15 protein-coding genes are annotated in these 16,854 nt (G+C 49.1%); 4 read left to right on the plus strand and 11 right to left on the minus strand.

Annotated elements, in window-relative coordinates:
* Positions 1-5 precede the first annotated feature (5 nt).
* The 7 genes from hisF to hisD form a co-directional block, all read right to left on the minus strand.
* Positions 6-929 (minus strand): imidazole glycerol phosphate synthase subunit HisF, encoded by a 924-nt coding sequence (gene hisF / locus AB1757_10470; GenBank protein MEW6127448.1) that lies wholly within the window; start codon positions 927-929, stop codon positions 6-8.
* A gap of 6 nt (positions 930-935) precedes the next feature.
* Positions 936-1,580: a class I SAM-dependent methyltransferase gene (locus tag AB1757_10475; protein MEW6127449.1), complete on the minus strand. Its 645-nt coding sequence runs from the start codon at positions 1,578-1,580 to the stop codon at positions 936-938.
* Positions 1,581-1,593: 13 nt separating this feature from the next.
* Positions 1,594-2,337 carry a 1-(5-phosphoribosyl)-5-[(5-phosphoribosylamino)methylideneamino]imidazole-4-carboxamide isomerase gene (hisA, locus tag AB1757_10480; GenBank protein MEW6127450.1) on the minus strand — a complete coding sequence of 248 codons (744 nt, stop codon included), beginning with the start codon at positions 2,335-2,337 and terminating at the stop codon, positions 1,594-1,596.
* Between the two features lie 3 nt (positions 2,338-2,340).
* The gene (hisH, locus tag AB1757_10485; protein ID MEW6127451.1) at positions 2,341-3,027 is read right to left on the minus strand and encodes an imidazole glycerol phosphate synthase subunit HisH; all 687 of its coding nucleotides are present in this window, start codon (positions 3,025-3,027) and stop codon (positions 2,341-2,343) included.
* 73 nt (positions 3,028-3,100) lie between these two features.
* On the minus strand, positions 3,101-3,688 hold the full coding sequence (gene hisB, locus AB1757_10490) for an imidazoleglycerol-phosphate dehydratase HisB (protein ID MEW6127452.1): 588 nt from the start codon (positions 3,686-3,688) through the stop codon (positions 3,101-3,103).
* The gene (locus AB1757_10495; protein ID MEW6127453.1) at positions 3,688-3,915 is read right to left on the minus strand and encodes a hypothetical protein; all 228 of its coding nucleotides are present in this window, start codon (positions 3,913-3,915) and stop codon (positions 3,688-3,690) included. The genes hisB and AB1757_10495 overlap by 1 nt, the downstream gene beginning before the upstream one ends.
* 42 nt (positions 3,916-3,957) lie before the next feature.
* A complete protein-coding gene (gene hisD, locus AB1757_10500) occupies positions 3,958-6,462 on the minus strand; it encodes a histidinol dehydrogenase (GenBank protein MEW6127454.1) in 2,505 nt (834 codons plus the stop codon).
* Positions 6,463-6,640: 178 nt separating this feature from the next.
* Between hisD and AB1757_10505 the strand changes: the two genes are divergently transcribed.
* Entirely contained in the window at positions 6,641-7,255 is a 615-nt protein-coding gene (locus AB1757_10505; protein MEW6127455.1) for a hypothetical protein, read from the plus strand.
* A 162-nt stretch (positions 7,256-7,417) separates the two neighbouring features.
* Here the strand turns inward: AB1757_10505 and hisG are convergent, their stop codons facing one another.
* The 3 genes from hisG to AB1757_10520 form a co-directional block, all read right to left on the minus strand.
* The gene (gene hisG / locus AB1757_10510; protein ID MEW6127456.1) at positions 7,418-8,062 is read right to left on the minus strand and encodes an ATP phosphoribosyltransferase; all 645 of its coding nucleotides are present in this window, start codon (positions 8,060-8,062) and stop codon (positions 7,418-7,420) included.
* A 30-nt stretch (positions 8,063-8,092) separates the two neighbouring features.
* Positions 8,093-9,226, minus strand: coding sequence for an ATP phosphoribosyltransferase regulatory subunit (hisZ, locus tag AB1757_10515; protein ID MEW6127457.1), 1,134 nt, complete (start codon positions 9,224-9,226; stop codon positions 8,093-8,095).
* Positions 9,227-9,516: 290 nt separating this feature from the next.
* On the minus strand, positions 9,517-10,554 hold the full coding sequence (locus AB1757_10520; protein MEW6127458.1) for a chemotaxis protein CheB: 1,038 nt from the start codon (positions 10,552-10,554) through the stop codon (positions 9,517-9,519).
* 251 nt (positions 10,555-10,805) lie between these two features.
* On the opposite strand from AB1757_10520, the gene AB1757_10525 reads away from it, so the two are divergent.
* From AB1757_10525 to AB1757_10535, 3 genes are all read left to right on the plus strand, one after another.
* The gene (locus AB1757_10525; GenBank protein MEW6127459.1) at positions 10,806-14,885 is read left to right on the plus strand and encodes a CheR family methyltransferase; all 4,080 of its coding nucleotides are present in this window, start codon (positions 10,806-10,808) and stop codon (positions 14,883-14,885) included.
* 9 nt (positions 14,886-14,894) lie between these two features.
* Positions 14,895-15,548 (plus strand): response regulator transcription factor, encoded by a 654-nt coding sequence (locus tag AB1757_10530; protein MEW6127460.1) that lies wholly within the window; start codon positions 14,895-14,897, stop codon positions 15,546-15,548.
* 324 nt (positions 15,549-15,872) lie between these two features.
* Complete coding sequence (locus tag AB1757_10535) at positions 15,873-16,259, plus strand: response regulator (protein MEW6127461.1); 387 nt, start codon at positions 15,873-15,875, stop codon at positions 16,257-16,259.
* Positions 16,260-16,266: 7 nt separating this feature from the next.
* Here the strand turns inward: AB1757_10535 and AB1757_10540 are convergent, their stop codons facing one another.
* Positions 16,267-16,629 carry a response regulator gene (locus AB1757_10540; GenBank protein MEW6127462.1) on the minus strand — a complete coding sequence of 121 codons (363 nt, stop codon included), beginning with the start codon at positions 16,627-16,629 and terminating at the stop codon, positions 16,267-16,269.
* Positions 16,630-16,854: the final 225 nt, after the last annotated feature.

Consider the following 16,854-nt stretch of genomic DNA (forward strand, 5'->3'; position numbering starts at 1 on the left):
ATCAATTACCGCACCGGCAAGCCCCGCGCTCGCAAAAAATCTTTGGCGTCGCCGATGGTAAATTCACCGAAATGAAAAATCGATGCGGCAAGCACCGCCGAAGCTTTGCCTTCGCTTAACGCTTCGTACAAATGTTCAAGCTTTCCTGCGCCGCCCGAAGCAATCACCGGAATCGCAACCGCTTCACTGATGGCGCGGGTGAGGTCAATGTCATAACCGTCCTTCGTACCATCAGCATCCATACTGGTAAGCAATATCTCTCCCGCGCCTAATTTTTCTACCTGCTTTGCCCATTCAATTGCGTCTATACCGGTTGGCGTTCTGCCGCCATGCGTGTAGACCTCCCAACCGATAGATTGCGGATTGCGGAGCAGGTTTAAGCTTCCTGCGGATTGCGGATTGTGAGTTGACTCGCTGCCTTCGGTAGATTGCGGATTTATATTTGCCACCGGCGAACTTTCCTGACTGGTAACGGCTTGCGGACTACTTGCCGATGACTCCTGACTCCTGACTCCTGACTCCTGACTTCTTCTTCTTGCATCTATCGCCACAACGATAGCCTGCGAACCGAAGGCTTTCGCGCCTTCGGTAATAATCGCGGGATTTTTGATTGCCGCGGTGTTGACCGAAACCTTATCCGCGCCCGATGCCAGTATGTCGCGCATATCTTCGACGGTGCGAATGCCGCCGCCAACTGTAAAGGGAATAAACACCGAATCAGCGACGCGGCGAACCATATCGCGAACGATGTCGCGACTGTCGGATGATGCGGTGATGTCGAGAAAGACCAGTTCATCCGCGCCTTCGCGGTCATAACGTTTGGCTTGTTCAACCGGGTCGCCCGCATCAATCAAATCGACGAAGCGAATGCCTTTGACGACGCGCCCGGCGTTCACATCAAGACAGGGAATAATTCTTTTTGCCAGCATAGTTGGTTATTCGGACTTTCTTGCAAAGAGATAGGCGCGGCGGCTTTGATATTCGACATCCGGGTAGGGGTCGCGTTCGATGACCTCTTCGATTTGAAATCCCGCAGATGAAAGATAGCCACTCACTTCATCAGCCGTGAACAGATAGAAATCGAGATTGATTGGATTCCCCCACAATTCTTCGACGTGCAACATCTCGTCGCCAACATGAAACGCCAGCAACAATCGTCCGCCGGGTTTTAACACACGATGCATTTCAAATAAAGCTTGCTGGACATCTCCACGCGATAAATTGACGATGGAATAAAATGCCACAAGTCCTGCAAAAGTATGGTCTGCAATCTCAAGCGCCAGCATATCGCCGGTTTGAAAATCGATTGCGGGATTTAATTTTCGCGCCTGCTCGATCATCGCGGGCGACAGGTCGATACCACAGACGGTCACGCTTTGTTCAGATAAATACTTCGCGACGTGCCCCGGGCCGCATCCCAAATCACAGATCAGCCCTGAACCTTTTACCTCCTCGGCAAAGCGGTTCAGCAATTCGCGGTCGAGCGGTTTGTTGTCGAGTTCTTTGAATAAATGTTCGACATAAGTTTCGGCAAGGATGTCGTAACTGGTCTGTACAGCGTCGTGTTCTGGTTTATCCATTGTTTGTGCCCTTCTACTCTATTGCCTCGGAAGCGGCTGCCAGCGCCGCTTTCAGGGTGAAGCGGTTTTCGTAAAGCGCTTTACCGATAATCACCGAATCAACCCCATCGCTTTCAACTTCGCGCAACCGGCGAATGTCATCCAGTGTAGCAACCCCGCCCGAAGCCGTCACCTGCGCGCCGGAAACTCTCGCCAGTTCTGCGGTCAGTTCGACATTCACGCCCGCTAATTTCCCATCGCGCGTGATGTCTGTGTAAATGATGCGCTCGACGCCTTCATCAGCCATCTGTTTAGCAAGTGACATGGCGTCAACTGAGGTGGCTTCTGTCCACCCGCGAGTCGCCACTTCTCTACCCCGCGCATCAATGCCAACAACAATCGCATCGCCGAATTGTTTAACCGCCTGGCGCAAGATCTCAGGGTGTTCTACGGCAAGGGTTCCCAAAATAACAAACCGCGCCTTGAGGTTGGCAATCAGGTTTTCAATATCGGCAAGTGACCGCACGCCGCCGCCGACTTCGACAGGCACAGAAATTTCTTTAGTGATTTGTTGAATGATTTTTTGATTGTCAGAAGTCGCGCCCAAAAACGCGCCATCAAGGTCAACGATGTGAATCAAGGTCGCGCCATCGCGTTCATAATTTCTCGCCACCTCGACCGGGTCGCGGTCATAAACTTTGGCGCTCGCTTCACGCCCTTCAACCAGACGAACACATCGTCCGTTTTTTAAATCTATTGCAGGTATGATTTTCATCATTATTTAATCATCAAGGCGACTCAGGAGGTCATCATATTTATTCATAACATCGAGAGATATTTCCAAAATTTTTGAGTCGATACTGGTAGGAGACATTGTTGCAAAGTTTTTAAGCAACCGCAGACCGGCGTCCTGACTTTTTTCAGGATGAAATTGTACGCCGCACACCAAGCCGCTTGCGCAAATCGACGGGTAGCGAATGCCGTATTCGGTCTTTGCCAAAACAATCGCTTCATCATCGGTTTCGATGTGATAGGAATGCACAAAATAAAAATAAGTGCCTGCGGTCAAGCCTTCGAGCAATGGATGCGGGCGCAAATCTTCAATCTGATTCCAACCGATTTGCGGCACGTGCAAGCCTTCGGGAAAACGCACCACACGCCCGCGCATCAAACCCAGACCTTCATGCACACCGAATTCATGCCCTTCATCGAACATCAATTGCAAACCGACACATAAACCAATCAACGGCTTTTGTTGCCGGGCGGCATCCAAGACCAACTCGTCAAGCCCCGAAGCACGCAACCGATTGGCACACTCGCCAAATGCGCCGACACCGGGCAGCACCAGTTTTTCGGCTTCGCGAATCAATCCTTTATCGCTGGTCACACGGGCATCTGCGCCGACCGCCTGAAAAGCTTTTTCGACGCTTCGCAAATTACCAACTCCGTAATCAATTATCGCTATCATAACTGGTAGTCGGCAGCCAGTAGTCGGTAGTCGGCAATAACTCTTACATCAATCAACTGACTACCGGCTACTGCTAGAGTGTTCCTTTCGTGGACATCACGCCGCTGATGCGTTCGGAAATTCGCGTCGCTTCGGCAAGCGCGCGGGCGGCGGATTTAAACACCGCTTCGATGATGTGATGTTGATTTGCGCCATACAGAACTTCGATGTGCAGGTTGCATTTCAATTCACCGGCAAACGACCGCCAGAAATGCTCGACCAGTTCAACCGATAAATCGCCAATGCGTTCGCGGGTGTTTTGTACACGGTAAACAAAAAATGCCCGCCCGCTTAAATCCACCACGGCTCGCGCCAAGGTCTCGTCCATCGGCACATAAGCCGCGCCATATCGCGCGATGCCTTGTTTATCACCGATGGCTGCCGTAAAGCTTTGTCCCAGAGTGATGCCGATGTCTTCGATGGAATGATGGTCGTCGATGTGCAAATCGCCTTCGCAAGTTACCTCAAGGTCAAACAACCCGTGACGCGCAAAGAGTTCAAGCATGTGGTCAAGAAAGCCGACACCGGTTTTGACATTGGCTTGCCCGCTACCATCGACATTGATTTTCACAACAACATCGGTCTCTTTTGTGGTGCGGCGATTTTCTCCAACTCTAGTCATCATTTCACCTTCGATACAGGTTGGTCATCTGCAACTTGTTCCTCTATTATTTCTAAACCCAACTGCTTGACTACAAATGCCGGTAAAACGGAACGTACCGCGCTTGTGTCAATCAAAGCATCCGCTTCGTAACTTTGCACTTTTTCAGGCGCGAGTTGTCCACGGCGAACCAGCGTCTCATCCGTTGCATTTGTGAATTGTGTTTTCACTCTTACTTCTCCCATCATTTTCAAAACTCCGTTTCCTTTAACGAATGACATTTAATCTTACTACAAGCTCGATTTCATCACTTCTTTAAGCGCAGTAAGCAATCGCTGATTCTCGTCAGGCGTACCCACCGATATTCTTACATAATCCGCGAGCATTGGATATTTGCTCACATCGCGCACCAGAATGTCATGTTCCAGAAGCGCTTCAAAAAGTTCTTTCGGTTTTATGGCGGTTTTTACCACGATGAAATTCGCCTGTGATGGAACCGGCGTTAAGCCTTCGATAGTCGCTAACTCGGCAAACAGGCGTTCACGTTCATTGATAATTTTATCAATCGTCGGTTGAATCAACTCGAAATGTTCGCAGGCAACTTCGGCAGCCGTAGCCGAAAAGAAATTCAAATTATAAGGCAGCGTCGCTTTATGAATTTCGGTTGCGAGTTCCGGTGAAGTGAGTAAATACCCGACGCGAAGCCCTGCCATCGCCATCGCTTTGGAAAAAGTCCTGAGCACAATTAAATTGGGCAATTCTTCAAGCAGCGGCACCACGGTTTTGCCTGAGAACTCCTGATACGCTTCATCGACGACAACCAGCCCGTTGAAATTTTTTGCGAGGTACAGTAAATCCGCTTCATCAACCCGCGAACCCGTCGGGTTATTGGGCGAACAGAGAATCATCACATCCACATCTTTCGATGCGCGATAAATCGCCTCAATATCGAATTGCAACTGATCATCCAACGGCACACTGATTACTTCGCCGCCCATCACTGTGACGATTTGCCGGTAAAGCGTAAAGGTCGGTTCGCAAAGCAACACGCGGGTTCCCTGCCTGACCGATACCATCAAAATCGCCTGAATCAATTCATTCGAGCCATTCCCGGCAAGCGTGCCCTCAGCTTTCCAACCGGCATGTTGGGCAAGCGTTTCCAGCAATTTCGCGGGAACGAAATCGGGATAGCGCGACCAGGCTCTTGCTTGTAATCGCTGTTCGACTTCGCGTTTGATTTCAGCGGGCATATCATAGGGATTTTCATTTTGATTCAACTTCGTGGTTGCCCGGTACGGCGCAAGCGTATAGGCGGTGATGGCGCGCACCGCCGGTTTAATTTTATCAATTGCAGATTGCGGAGTATGCAATTGCGGATTGCGGATTGCGGATTGCGGATTTGCAGATTCGGTTAAGGGCGATTCTTGTTCTTGATTGGCAAATTGTGACGCTGCGCTTTGCGAACTCTCTGTCGAATCAATCCGCAATCCGCAATCCGCAGGAGGCTTAAGCCTGCCCCGCAATGTGATGGCTTGCTTGTGCGCCGTGAGTCCTTCGGCATCTGCCATTGCGGCAATCGCTTCGCCGTTTTGTTTAATCGCCGATTCAGTGTACTCGATGACCGATTGACGTTTGACGAAATCATAGACCCCGAGCGGCGATGAAAAACGCGCCGTGCCAACGGTTGGTAAAACATGATTGGGTCCTGCGAAATAATCGCCGACGGGTTCAGATGACCACGCGCCATAAAATATCGCTCCGGCATTTTCGATTAAGGCGGCGGCGCTTTCGTTATCTGCGGTCATCAGTTCAAGATGTTCGGGCGCAAGTTGATTAATCAGTTCACAACCTTCGGCAAGCGAATCGACCACGAAAATTGCGCCGTAATTGTTGATGGAGGCGGAAGCGATTTCGCATCGTTCGAGTTCGGCAAGTTGCCGGGCGATTTCCTGTTCGACTTCATGGGCAAGCGCAAGGCTCGTGGTCACGCAGATAGCCGAGGCGGCTTCGTCGTGTTCGGCTTGCGCCAGTAAATCCGCTGCCACGAATTTCGGATTCGCACTATCGTCAGCAAGCACCACGACTTCGCTTGGTCCCGCGATGGAATCGATGCCAACGCTGCCGTAAACCAGTTTTTTAGCGATGGCAACATAAACATTGCCGGGACCTGTAATTTTATCGACGCGAGCGATGGATTCAGTACCGTAAGCGAGAGCCGCAATCGCCTGTGCGCCGCCGACGCGATAGACTTCCGAAATCCCCAGCGCATCAATTACCGCAGCGACATTGGCATTTTCCTCAAAGGTGGCGGGCGGCGTGGCAATCGCAAGTCGTCGAACCCCCGCGACCTGTGCGGGCACGACGTTCATGACGACAGATGACGGATAAGCGGCGCGACCGCCGGGAACATATAGACCGGCTGCGGCAATCGGCAAAATGCGTTGACCGAGTTTGGAACCTTCCGGGGTGGTGATGTGCCAATCGTGTTCTTTCTGATGCTGGTGAAAGGTTCTGACGTTTTCAATCGCCTGTTGAAAAGCGGCAACGGTTTTTGCATAAGCTTTTGCGGCTGCCTGTTTGATGAATTCCGGTTCAACACGCAAGGTCGCAGGCGTCAGTTCGCGGTTATCGAATTTTTTAGTGAAATAGATTAACGCCTCATCGCCGCCGCTTCGCACCCCGTCAACGATTTCAGTTACGCGAGCCACCAGTTCAGGATTCAATTGCAGCGCCCGTGATTGAATGCGCGCCAGTGTCGGATTCGCTTGATTCGATTGGTAATTGACGATTTCCATGAATTTTCACTCGAATAGAAAATTGGATTTTAACGAGGCAGGCTCATTTATGCGAGTAAGGATTAGCTGACGGGTTGAATAAAATCACTCCCCCTTTTTTTCATTACAACCCAAAGGCTTTGCTCAGGAATCATAAAATTGTTCATCAACGAACAATTTATCAGGAGGATTTTTAAGGATGCGTGTGTTGGAGTGTGCCCGAAAGCAATTCAATAAAGAATGGCAGATAGCCCTGGCAATCCTTTTCAGTTTATTTATCGGTGGCGTTGCCAGTGCCAAACCTGCAAACAATTTTTCAGCGATTCAAATCAAAAATTTCGGACAAATGGATGAGCGATTTTATCGTGGCGCTCAACCGAAACAGAAAGATTACCAATCGCTTGCCGCCCTCGGAATCAATACCGTCATTGACCTGCGTGATGACCCGGTCAGCTACGAAAAAAGCGCCGCTGAATCGCTCGGTTTAAAATATGTCAACATTCCGATGAGCGATAGCCGCTATCCGAGCGAAGCGCAAATCGAACAATTTTTGAAACTGGTTAATGACCCGACTACCGGAAAATTCTATGTTCACTGCGCGGGCGGTCGCCATCGCACGGGAGTCATCGGCGCGGTCTATCGTTATAATTTTTACAATTGGAATTACGACCAGGTTTACAAAGAGATGAAAGATTACGACTTTTATACACGCTGGGGACACGGCGCGATGAAAGATTATGTGCAGGATTATTGGCAGCGTATACAGACCGGCGCTGTGCATACGCTTGTAAGTCATAATGAAATTTCTTTCTAAACCGGAAACCAAGATATTGGCACACTCAAGGTTGCGAGAATACCCATAAACAAGGCTTCATCACAATATGGAGTGTGCCAGGCTCCTGCATTCCGGTTTAGGCGGTGACCGAAGTGGCAATTTGGAAGAATAATTTCAGGCGGACTGAAATCGGGGAGCAAATTAAATCGAAGGTTGTAAGCCCTGACGAAGCGTGTTGATTAACCCGGCAACCGCTGCACGTTTCAAATGATAACTGGCACGATTGATAATCAACCGGGCAGTCGATTCGGCTATCGTGTCCATCACCACCAGACCATTTTCTTTTAAGGTGCGCCCGGTTTCGACTAAATCGACAATGTGGTCGGAAAGTCCGAGCACCGGCGCAAGTTCGATTGAACCCGACAGCGTTATCAATTCCACAGGCACGCCGCGTTGTTGAAAATAATCGGCGGTAATGCGTGGATACTTGGTGGCAACCCGCGCCGTCGCCAGCAGGTTATAACCCCGTTCGGCGGTTTCTTGTTTTCCGGCTACCACCAGACGACATGCCCCGAAGCCCAAATCGAGCGGCTCGTGAACGTCGGCTGCCGATTCCATCAATACATCGCGTCCGCAAATGCCTGCGTCGGCGACACCGTATTCAACATAGACCGGAACATCTGTGGGTTTGACCAGAATAAAATGATACTGTCCGGTTTCATCGCTGATTAATAATTTGCGTGAATTCAGCGATGCCTCGGAAACCCCGATACCCACCCGCGAAAAAACCGCAAGCGCCGTATCCTGTAATCGTCCTTTGGCAAGCGCGATAGTCAGTTGTGTCATATCTGTAAAGCAAGTGACAGTCGAATTGGTTTATTCCGACTGCTTATTTTTATCTTCCGAATTTCGGATTAAAATTTTTCGCCCTTTTTCGCGGAAGAGATTGGCTTCTTTAAAAGCGGCAATGATGTCGCGACCGGCTTCAATACCGGCCACTTCTTCGGTTTGCGAATCCAGTTGGTCGCGCAACTTTCTGCCAAGCAATTGCGCCAGCCAATCCAGACAAAGCGAAAAGCCAACTGCCGGTTCCGAGCTTCCGAAATTCGCCAGTAAATTGTCGTAACGCCCGCCGCGTCCGAGTTCGGTTCCCAACCCCTGTGCATAAATTTTAAAGGTCAGCCCGGTGTAATAATCGAGTTCACCGACATCGCCCAAATCAATATCAATGCGCGAGTCGATATTCAGGGCTTCGGCAATTTTATAAACCCGTTCGAGGTCATCAAGCGCCGCAACCGATTGTTCATTGGTTACACAGGCTCGCGCTTCGTCAATAATCGTCCCTTTACCGGCAAGCGTCACCAGCTTGCAAAAGATTTCGCGAACCGAGGGTTCGGCATAAGGCGCAAGAAACCTATCGAGGTGTTCGACCTCTTTGCGGTCTATCATCTCACGCAAACTTTTTCGGTTCGCCTCATCCAATGCCAGATTTTCGGCAATGCCTTTGAAAAAATCGACGTGGCTCAAAGTGATGGTGAAGCCTTCCAGTCCCAAACGATTCAAGGCTTCGATCACCATCACCAGCGCCTCGGTGTCGGCTTCCAGGCGATTCGAGCCGATGTGTTCGAGTCCGATTTGATGAAATTCATATTGGCGACCGCCGCGCGGTTCATCCCAGCGAAACACTTCACCCGAATAACAGAGTCGTATGGGGCGCGCAGCGTCGCGAAACCGCGTGGCAATGGTGCGCGCCACCAGCGAAGTCAAATCGGGGCGCAGCGCCAGGAGTTTGCCGTCGCGCCCTGTGAAACGATAGGTCTTTTCGGCTTGCTCTTTGCCCATACCGAGCGCGAACAAATCGGCATAATCGAATATCGGCAAAATGATTTCCGCATAAGACCAGCCTTCAAACACCGCCATGATTTCGCGTTCGATAAAGCGGCGCAAACGGACTTCGCCGTCGAAGATGTATTGCACCCCTGCCGGTATTTTAGAAAGTGATGAAGTCATAAATGTTTATGAACTTTGTAGCATAACAATCCTGAGCGCAAAGGTACAAATCACTGCATTCGCTAAAATTTTCCCGCCACGCCATTCACCTACTTCAGGTTCGGATTCATCGACGCAATGATTGCGTTGAATTTAAACACACCCTGCCCATTCAGTTCACCAATTTAAACAGGGGCTGAACGATATGAGAAAAATAGCCGCACCAGGCGCGGAACCAGGAAAAAATATAATGATAAATGGGCAGGTTGAGCAGGGTTATTGTTTGGCAATGACGCTGCCGAAATTTGATTTTAGGAGTGGAGGTTATTTTTTTCTGTCGCTCCAATAATTTCGCTTTGTTTAAAACCCAGAAGAATTTGTCTCACCCGATTTGCCTGCTTATGCGCATCTTGTGCCTTTTGCAGTAACGTTTCGGTGTATTTTGTATCAACTCCTTTTTCGCCGCTGAGATGTACGCCGAGATGGCGCAGCAACATGGCGCTCTCTTCGATGGCACGCATGGCATTCCACATGGCGTCTTCAACTTTTTCGATTAAATCACCGAAAAGACTATGAAGGGTATAAGCGTGTCCGGTATGACATCGAAATCGTATGGGGTTATTGCCGCTTAATTGCAGCAAAACGCCATGACACTCCGGGCAGGTGAATGAAGAGAAATTTCCCAATTTCAGCACTCCGGCGTCTATCGGATTTACCTCTCTGGAAATGCGATTTTCAATTTCCAGCGCTTCAGGAATCGGCGTCTCCTCGCTTGTTTGTCCGGCGGTCTTCACTAATCGAGCCAACAAGCCAGCCATTTCTGACAGCTTAACGCAATGATCCACCTCGACATTGCTCAGGGCGCTGAGCGGCATTGACGGCGCATAAGCCTCTTCCGGGTTTTGCACGATAGTGGTGCCGCCCATTTGTTTAATCGCTCGCAACCCTGCCGTCCCATCATCCAACCCCCCGGTCAACACGATGCCAATCACGCTTGCGCCAAAGCTTTGCGCAGCGGAACGAAATAAGGGGTCAATCGCCGGACGAAAACGGTTTTCTTTCGGTCCGTGTGAAAGGCTCATGGTATTGGGCGATTCAATCAACAGATGATAATCTGCCGGTGCGACATAGACCTGTCCCGGTAAAAATTTTTCCCTGTGTCTGGCACTGATAACCGGCAAGGCTGCTGCGCGGTCAAGAATTTTTGCCAAAACATTCGGGCTTTGCGTGCTCTGGTGCAGCACGATAAAAATCGTTGCAGGAAAGTTTTGAGGTAAGCCGCCAAGCAATTGATGCAAGGCTTCGATTCCTCCTGCGCTCGCGCCGATGACCACAATATTTTTGTTCATCAAAACTCCGGGCAGGTCAAAATAATTGGAAGAGAGTGAGTAGATTGTTCCAATCGTCAGGGGAACCGTTTTCATTCTAATTAAGAATTGTCTCGGATTCAATTGCCGGGATAGTTCCGAAAAGGCTTTTGCTGTACAGCGTTTCGGGATTGCTTTAAACTGACTTTCATCGTCTTGCCTGAGCTTGAAAACTTCAAGTCGTAAAACAACACCAATGATTCAGGCGATTGTTTTCATTTAAGGAAATTCATATGCCGGAAACTTCCAAAAGTAATAATCGCTCGAAACGCAAAAATAACCGCGACCTTTTTGTCGTCGGACTTGGCGCATCGGCAGGCGGCATTCCCCCCCTGGAAAAATTTTTTGAAAGTCTGCCGCCGGTTCCCGGCATGGCATTCGTGGTTATCCTGCACCTGTCGCCGGAACATGAAAGTAATCTTGCCGCCGTGTTGCAGCGCAAAACTCAGATGCCGGTGATTGAGATTAAAGCGAAAACCAAAATTAAACCTAATGAGGTTTATGTAATTTCACCAAACCAATATCTGGTGATGAATGACGGGTACATAGACCTGAAAACCCCTGAAACCGAAAAGGGGAAACGGGCTGCCATTGACCTCTTTTTTCGCACTCTCGCGGAAGCTTATGACACCCACGCCATCGGTATCGTGCTTTCCGGCACCGGCACAGATGGGACGGTAGGACTTCGCCGGATTAGAGAAAAAGGCGGCATCTCTATCGTTCAGGAACCCCAGGAGGCACAATACAACAGTATGCCGCGAAGCGCCATTGAGGCGGCGGCGGTCGATTTCATTCTGCCGGTTGAACAAATGGCGAACACCTTGGGAACTCTCCGTGAAGCTTCGCGAGAGATTAAAATATTTCCTGAAGGGGATAAATTGCCACGCGCCGCAGAAGCCGATGCGCTTCGTGAAATTCTGGCTTTCCTGCGCGTCCGCACCGGGCATGATTTCAACCACTATAAAGAATCCACCGTGTTGCGGCGCATCACTCGACGAATGCAGGTCAATACTCAGGTGACGCTTGCCACTTATCTGCGTTTTGTTCGTGAACACCCCGCAGAAATTCAGGAACTCCTCAGCGATTTGCTGATTACGGTCACCAATTTCTTTCGCGATGGGGATGCCTTTGAAGCTCTTGAACAAGAGGTCATCCCCAAACTATTTCAGAATAAATCACCCGATGACCCGATTCGCGTATGGGTAGTCGGTTGCGCCACCGGTGAAGAAGCCTATTCCGTTGCCATTCTGCTGATGGAATATGCCGAACAGCATAACCTTGACCGCAACCTACAGGTTTTCGCCACAGACATCGATGAAGAATCAATTAGCAGCGCCCGCGATGCCACTTACCCCGATTCCATTGAAGCGGATGTTTCGGCAGAACGCTTGAAACGCTTTTTTTATAAAGAAGGTCAGCATTACCGCATTCGCAAAGAGATTCGTGAAATGGTGCTGTTTGCGCCGCATAATGTGTTGCGCGACCCGCCATTTTCAAGGCTCGATTTAATCACCTGTCGCAACCTGCTTATCTATCTCAATCGCGAAACTCAGGACCGGGTATTAGAGGTATTTCATTTCGCCTTAAATCCCAACGCCTATCTTTTCTTAGGCTCTTCCGAATCTGCCGATAATCTGCCGGAACTGTTTATTCCGGTGAATAAAAAATTCCGCATCTTTATGCGCAATGTGGTTTCCCACACGCCTTCGCTCGTTCCGCTGATGCCTTTACAAGGACGCTGGGAAATCAAGATGCCGGAAAGTATTCTGCCAAGACGCGGGCAGACTTTTTCATACGGCGATTTACACCAATATATTATCGAACAAACCTCCCCGCCCAGTGTGCTGGTCAATCCGGTCTATGACATTGTGCATTTGAGCGAAAACGCCGGGCGTTTCCTGCGCTTTACCGGTGGCGAACCGTCGCGCAATCTGCTCAAAGTGGTGCATCCCGATTTGCGCCTCGATTTGCGTGCCGCGCTGTTTGCTGCCTCACAGGGACAAACCGCAGAAACCCGACGGGTTCCGATTGCCCTCGACGGGGTCAATCAGTTCGTCAACATCGTCATCCGTCCGATTACCAAACCGGATGCCATACGCGGATTCAATCTGGTGATTTTTGATGTCGATCATGAAGGCGTGGCACTCAAAGAAGAAAAACCGAAAGAGGTTCCCACCAATGAAATGAACACCGTGGTGCGTCAACTCGAAGACGACCTGCAACGCACCAAAGAGCAATTGCGAACCACCATCGAACAATACGAAACCTCGAACGAAGAGTTGAAAGCCTCGAACGAAGAATTACAGGCTATCAATGAAGAGTTGCGCTCAGCCACCGAAGAACTCGAAACCAGTAAAGAGGAGATGCAATCGGTCAATGAAGAATTGACCACCGTCAATCACGAACTCAAAGACAAGGTTGACGAAGTCAGCCGCGCCAATAGCGATTTACAAAACCTGCTCGCTTCAACCGACATCGGCACCATTTTCCTTGACCGCAGACTTTGTATCAGCCGTTATACACCGCGAGTGATGGATTTATTTAACATCATTCCTTCGGATGTCGGGCGTCCGTTTTTTCATCTCACTCATAAACTGGAAAAGAATATTTTGCCGGAAAAAGCCGAACAGGTACTGGAAACCCTGATGCGCGTCGAAGAAGAGATTCGCAGTCAGGGTGGACGTTATTACATTGCCAGAATATCGCCTTATCGCACCCTGGACGATAAAATCGATGGGGTCGCGTTGACCTTTGTTGACATCACCGAACGCAAAAAAACCGAAGAAGCCTTGCGCGAATCCGAACAACTCTTTCGCGCTATCGTCAGTCGAGCAAGCGCAGGAATTACGCGCAGCAATTTAAATGGCGAGTTGACTTTCGTTAATCAGCAATTTTGTGAAATGCTTGGCTACAGCGAAACCGAATTGCTCGGCAAAACCATGTGGCAATTAACCTGTCCAAATCATGTTGAAGAAACTATTCGCTTGTTTAAACAACTGGTCGCTGATGGCACGTCTTTTCAAATCGAGAAATGTCTGCTGAGCAAGGATGGCGCGGAAATCTGGTGCAACGTCATGGTATCGGCAATTCGTGATTCTCAGGGCAAACCGCAATCCGCTGTGGCAGTCATCCACGATATTAATACTCGCCGGAATGCTGAAGAAGCTTTGCGCCTCAGCGAAGAACGCCTGCACCTGATTTTGGATAGCATCACCGACTATGCGATTCTCACGCTCGACAATCAACGCCTTATTAAAAGCTGGAGCACGGGCGCAGTCGCTATTTTTGGTTACACGGATGCGCAAGCTATCGGACAATCTGTCGATATGATTTTTACTCCCGAAGACCGGGAAAATAATATTCCGCAAAAGGAGATTGACGAAGCCTTGACCAGAGGACGCGCTGAAGATGAGCGTTGGCATCTGCGTAAGAATGGTTCGAGGTTTTACGCCAGCGGAGTGATGACGCCGCTTCGTGACAGCGCGAGCGGGGATTTGGTGAAAATTTTGCGCGACCTCACCATTCAGAAAAAAGCCGAAGAGGTATTACAACGTTCGCATGATGATTTGGAGGAACGGATTAAAACCCGCACAGGGGAATTGGAAGATAGCAATCTGGCGCTGAAAAATGAGGTGCAACAACGCATATCCGCCGAACATCAGGTCAAAGGTTTATTGCGCCGCAATATTAATAGTCAGGAACTTGAACGCCAACGCCTTTCTCGTGACCTGCACGACACCCTCGGTCAGCAATTAACCGCTTTGCGTTTAACCATCGAATCGCTGAAAGAACACCTTCAACTGAATCCTGAAATTAAAGGGCAAATCAATCAAATTGAGACCATGCTCCGGCGCTTGGATGCCGAGGTCGATTTTCTTGCCTGGGAATTGCGCCCGGGACCGCTTGTCGAATTGGGATTTGTGACTGCCCTCGAAGGTTTTGTACAGGACTGGTCGAAACATTTTCAAATTCAGGTTGAGTTTCATGCAACCGGACTTACCGGCGTCGAGTTATCCACGGAAATCGAAACTCACCTTTACCGCATCGCTCAGGAAGCCTTGAACAATATCGCAAAGCATGCGAATGCCAGCTATGTCAATGTCCTGCTTGAACGCCGCGACCAATTTGTGGTTCTGGTGATTGAAGATAATGGCATCGGGTTTGATGTCAATGAAAAGAGCACGCTACAGGAAGGGTTGGGACTTTTAAGTATGCGCGAACGGACAGTGCTCATTGGCGGAGAGTTGGATATTGAATCCACTCTCAATGAAGGAACCACGGTTTTTGTCCGTGTCCCTGTGGCATTGAGTTGAGGTGACCGGATGGACAAACTTCGTATCGTTATTGCGGAAGACCACGAAATCGTTCGCGAAGGTTTAAAGGCATTGGTCAATGCGCAACCCGACATGCGGGTCATTGGCGAAGCCAATCATGGATATGAAGCCATTCAAGCGGTAAAAAATTTACAACCGGACATCATTATTATGGATGTCACCATGCCGAAATTGAACGGTCTGGAAGCCACTAAAAAACTCAAGCAGATTTGCCCGCAGGTTAAAATCCTGACCTTAACCCGACACGCCGAAGCCGGATTCATTCAACAACTCCTGCGCGCAGGCGCGGAAGGCTATGTGTTAAAACAGAGCGCCTCTGCGGAATTAATTCGCGCGATACGGGCACTCGGCGCGGGAAATAATTATCTCGACCCGGCGATTACCGGAAAAGTGATGACCGGTTATGCCGGAAAAGAGGTCAAGATTTCGGTTGACCCCAAAAACGCCATAAGCGACCGCGAAGAAGAGATTATTCGACTGGTCGCCTGGGGCTATAGCAATAAAGAGATTGCCAATCGCCTTGAAATCAGCGTGAAAACTGTCGAAACCCATAAGACCAATATCATGAAAAAGCTGAACTTTCGCGGGCGCATCGACATGGTTCGGTATGCATTATTGCGAGGCTGGTTAAAAGATAATTAATACCGCGATAAGCTGCTTACCTTAATGTATCTCTCAGGGAAATCCCTGAGAGACGGTTTATTTCCCTCATAGATTTTTTGTCATCAATGTACGACTATATAGTCTTCTGCCGATCATCATAATCTCCAAATTGAAGTACATCTACGTATGTAGGGGTAGATATCTAAATGCGTAGCCACCGACGAGCAAGGGATATTTTACTGGGTAAATAAAGAAATTCTACCCCTGCGCCACCTAAACCGGAGATTACTAATCATTCATCAGCTAATTGAATTAATGCGTTACCCTGATTTATACAAAACGGAAAGAGATACTAATTCACCCATGACGATAAAAAATTTCAAAGGGCGAATCCTTTTTGTCAATCCTGATTTGGAAACCCAGGAGATGGTTGCGTTGATTGTCAAAGATGCCGGATACGAAATCATTTCGGCATTAAATATTGGCGAAGGGCTGGCGTTGGTCAATCAGGCAAATTTTGATTTAATTCTGCTTGATTGGTTTTTTGAAGATGGGCATGGCATTGATTTATGTCGGCAAATCCGCACCCAGGATCAACACACGCCGATTTTTTTCTATGCCAGCGAAGGGCGACAATCTGAAATCAAAAAAGCGATTAATGCCGGCGCTCAAGGCTTTTTTCTTAAACCGGTGGCGGTTGACCATTTCTTAACCACACTCTCGGAATATCTTGAACGGCGGATAATTTAACTGTAGGTCAGGAAAGCATCTCGCGAATCATTTGGGTGAGTTTTTCTATTTGCAGAGGTTTTTGAATCGCGGCATTGGCTCCGACTTCAAGCGCCTGACTCACCATACCCGTAAGAAACGCCGTCATGACGACGATGGGAGTATGTTTCAGGTCTGGTTGCGCGCGAAGCCTTTTGATCATTTCGATACCATCAATAACTGGCATCTGAATGTCAGTAATAATCAAGTCGGGCTTATCAACCACTGCCAACTCAATGGCGATCTTGCCGTTTTCGGCGCTCAGTACCTCGAACCCTTCGACCTCTAATAGATAGACCAGCAGATCACGCGAATCTATCGAATCTTCTACGACTAATATTCTGGTAGCCATGGTTTAACTTCCCGATTCCCTTGGCTGCGCGTTGCGAAATTATCCACACTTGCGGAATTAAAATTAATCGGATTTAACGAGAGCAAGATGAATGCCAGTAAAAAACGGTCTAAAAGCTGACAATAGGGGGCTAAAATTTTTTACTGGGAAATTAAGCGAGAAAATTTACCGAAAGGGTTGCCTGAAAAACATACGTCGCGATGTATGTTTTAAAAGCAACGGGGC

Source organism: Acidobacteriota bacterium (assembly GCA_040754075.1).
Classification (GTDB): domain Bacteria; phylum Acidobacteriota; class Blastocatellia; order UBA7656; family UBA7656; genus JBFMDH01.

What these genes read in the sequence shown, in the direction of transcription:
- hisF (MEW6127448.1), bottom strand. Translation starts at nt 929, where the DNA reads ATGCTGGCAAAAAGAATTATTCCCTGTCTTGATGTGAACGCCGGGCGC.
- AB1757_10475 (MEW6127449.1), bottom strand. Translation starts at nt 1,580, where the DNA reads ATGGATAAACCAGAACACGACGCTGTACAGACCAGTTACGACATCCTT.
- hisA (MEW6127450.1), bottom strand. Translation starts at nt 2,337, where the DNA reads ATGATGAAAATCATACCTGCAATAGATTTAAAAAACGGACGATGTGTT.
- hisH (MEW6127451.1), bottom strand. Translation starts at nt 3,027, where the DNA reads ATGATAGCGATAATTGATTACGGAGTTGGTAATTTGCGAAGCGTCGAA.
- hisB (MEW6127452.1), bottom strand. Translation starts at nt 3,688, where the DNA reads ATGACTAGAGTTGGAGAAAATCGCCGCACCACAAAAGAGACCGATGTT.
- AB1757_10495 (MEW6127453.1), bottom strand. Translation starts at nt 3,915, where the DNA reads ATGATGGGAGAAGTAAGAGTGAAAACACAATTCACAAATGCAACGGAT.
- hisD (MEW6127454.1), bottom strand. Translation starts at nt 6,462, where the DNA reads ATGGAAATCGTCAATTACCAATCGAATCAAGCGAATCCGACACTGGCG.
- AB1757_10505 (MEW6127455.1), top strand. Translation starts at nt 6,641, where the DNA reads ATGCGTGTGTTGGAGTGTGCCCGAAAGCAATTCAATAAAGAATGGCAG.
- hisG (MEW6127456.1), bottom strand. Translation starts at nt 8,062, where the DNA reads ATGACACAACTGACTATCGCGCTTGCCAAAGGACGATTACAGGATACG.
- hisZ (MEW6127457.1), bottom strand. Translation starts at nt 9,226, where the DNA reads ATGACTTCATCACTTTCTAAAATACCGGCAGGGGTGCAATACATCTTC.
- AB1757_10520 (MEW6127458.1), bottom strand. Translation starts at nt 10,554, where the DNA reads ATGAACAAAAATATTGTGGTCATCGGCGCGAGCGCAGGAGGAATCGAA.
- AB1757_10525 (MEW6127459.1), top strand. Translation starts at nt 10,806, where the DNA reads ATGCCGGAAACTTCCAAAAGTAATAATCGCTCGAAACGCAAAAATAAC.
- AB1757_10530 (MEW6127460.1), top strand. Translation starts at nt 14,895, where the DNA reads ATGGACAAACTTCGTATCGTTATTGCGGAAGACCACGAAATCGTTCGC.
- AB1757_10535 (MEW6127461.1), top strand. Translation starts at nt 15,873, where the DNA reads ATGACGATAAAAAATTTCAAAGGGCGAATCCTTTTTGTCAATCCTGAT.
- AB1757_10540 (MEW6127462.1), bottom strand. Translation starts at nt 16,629, where the DNA reads ATGGCTACCAGAATATTAGTCGTAGAAGATTCGATAGATTCGCGTGAT.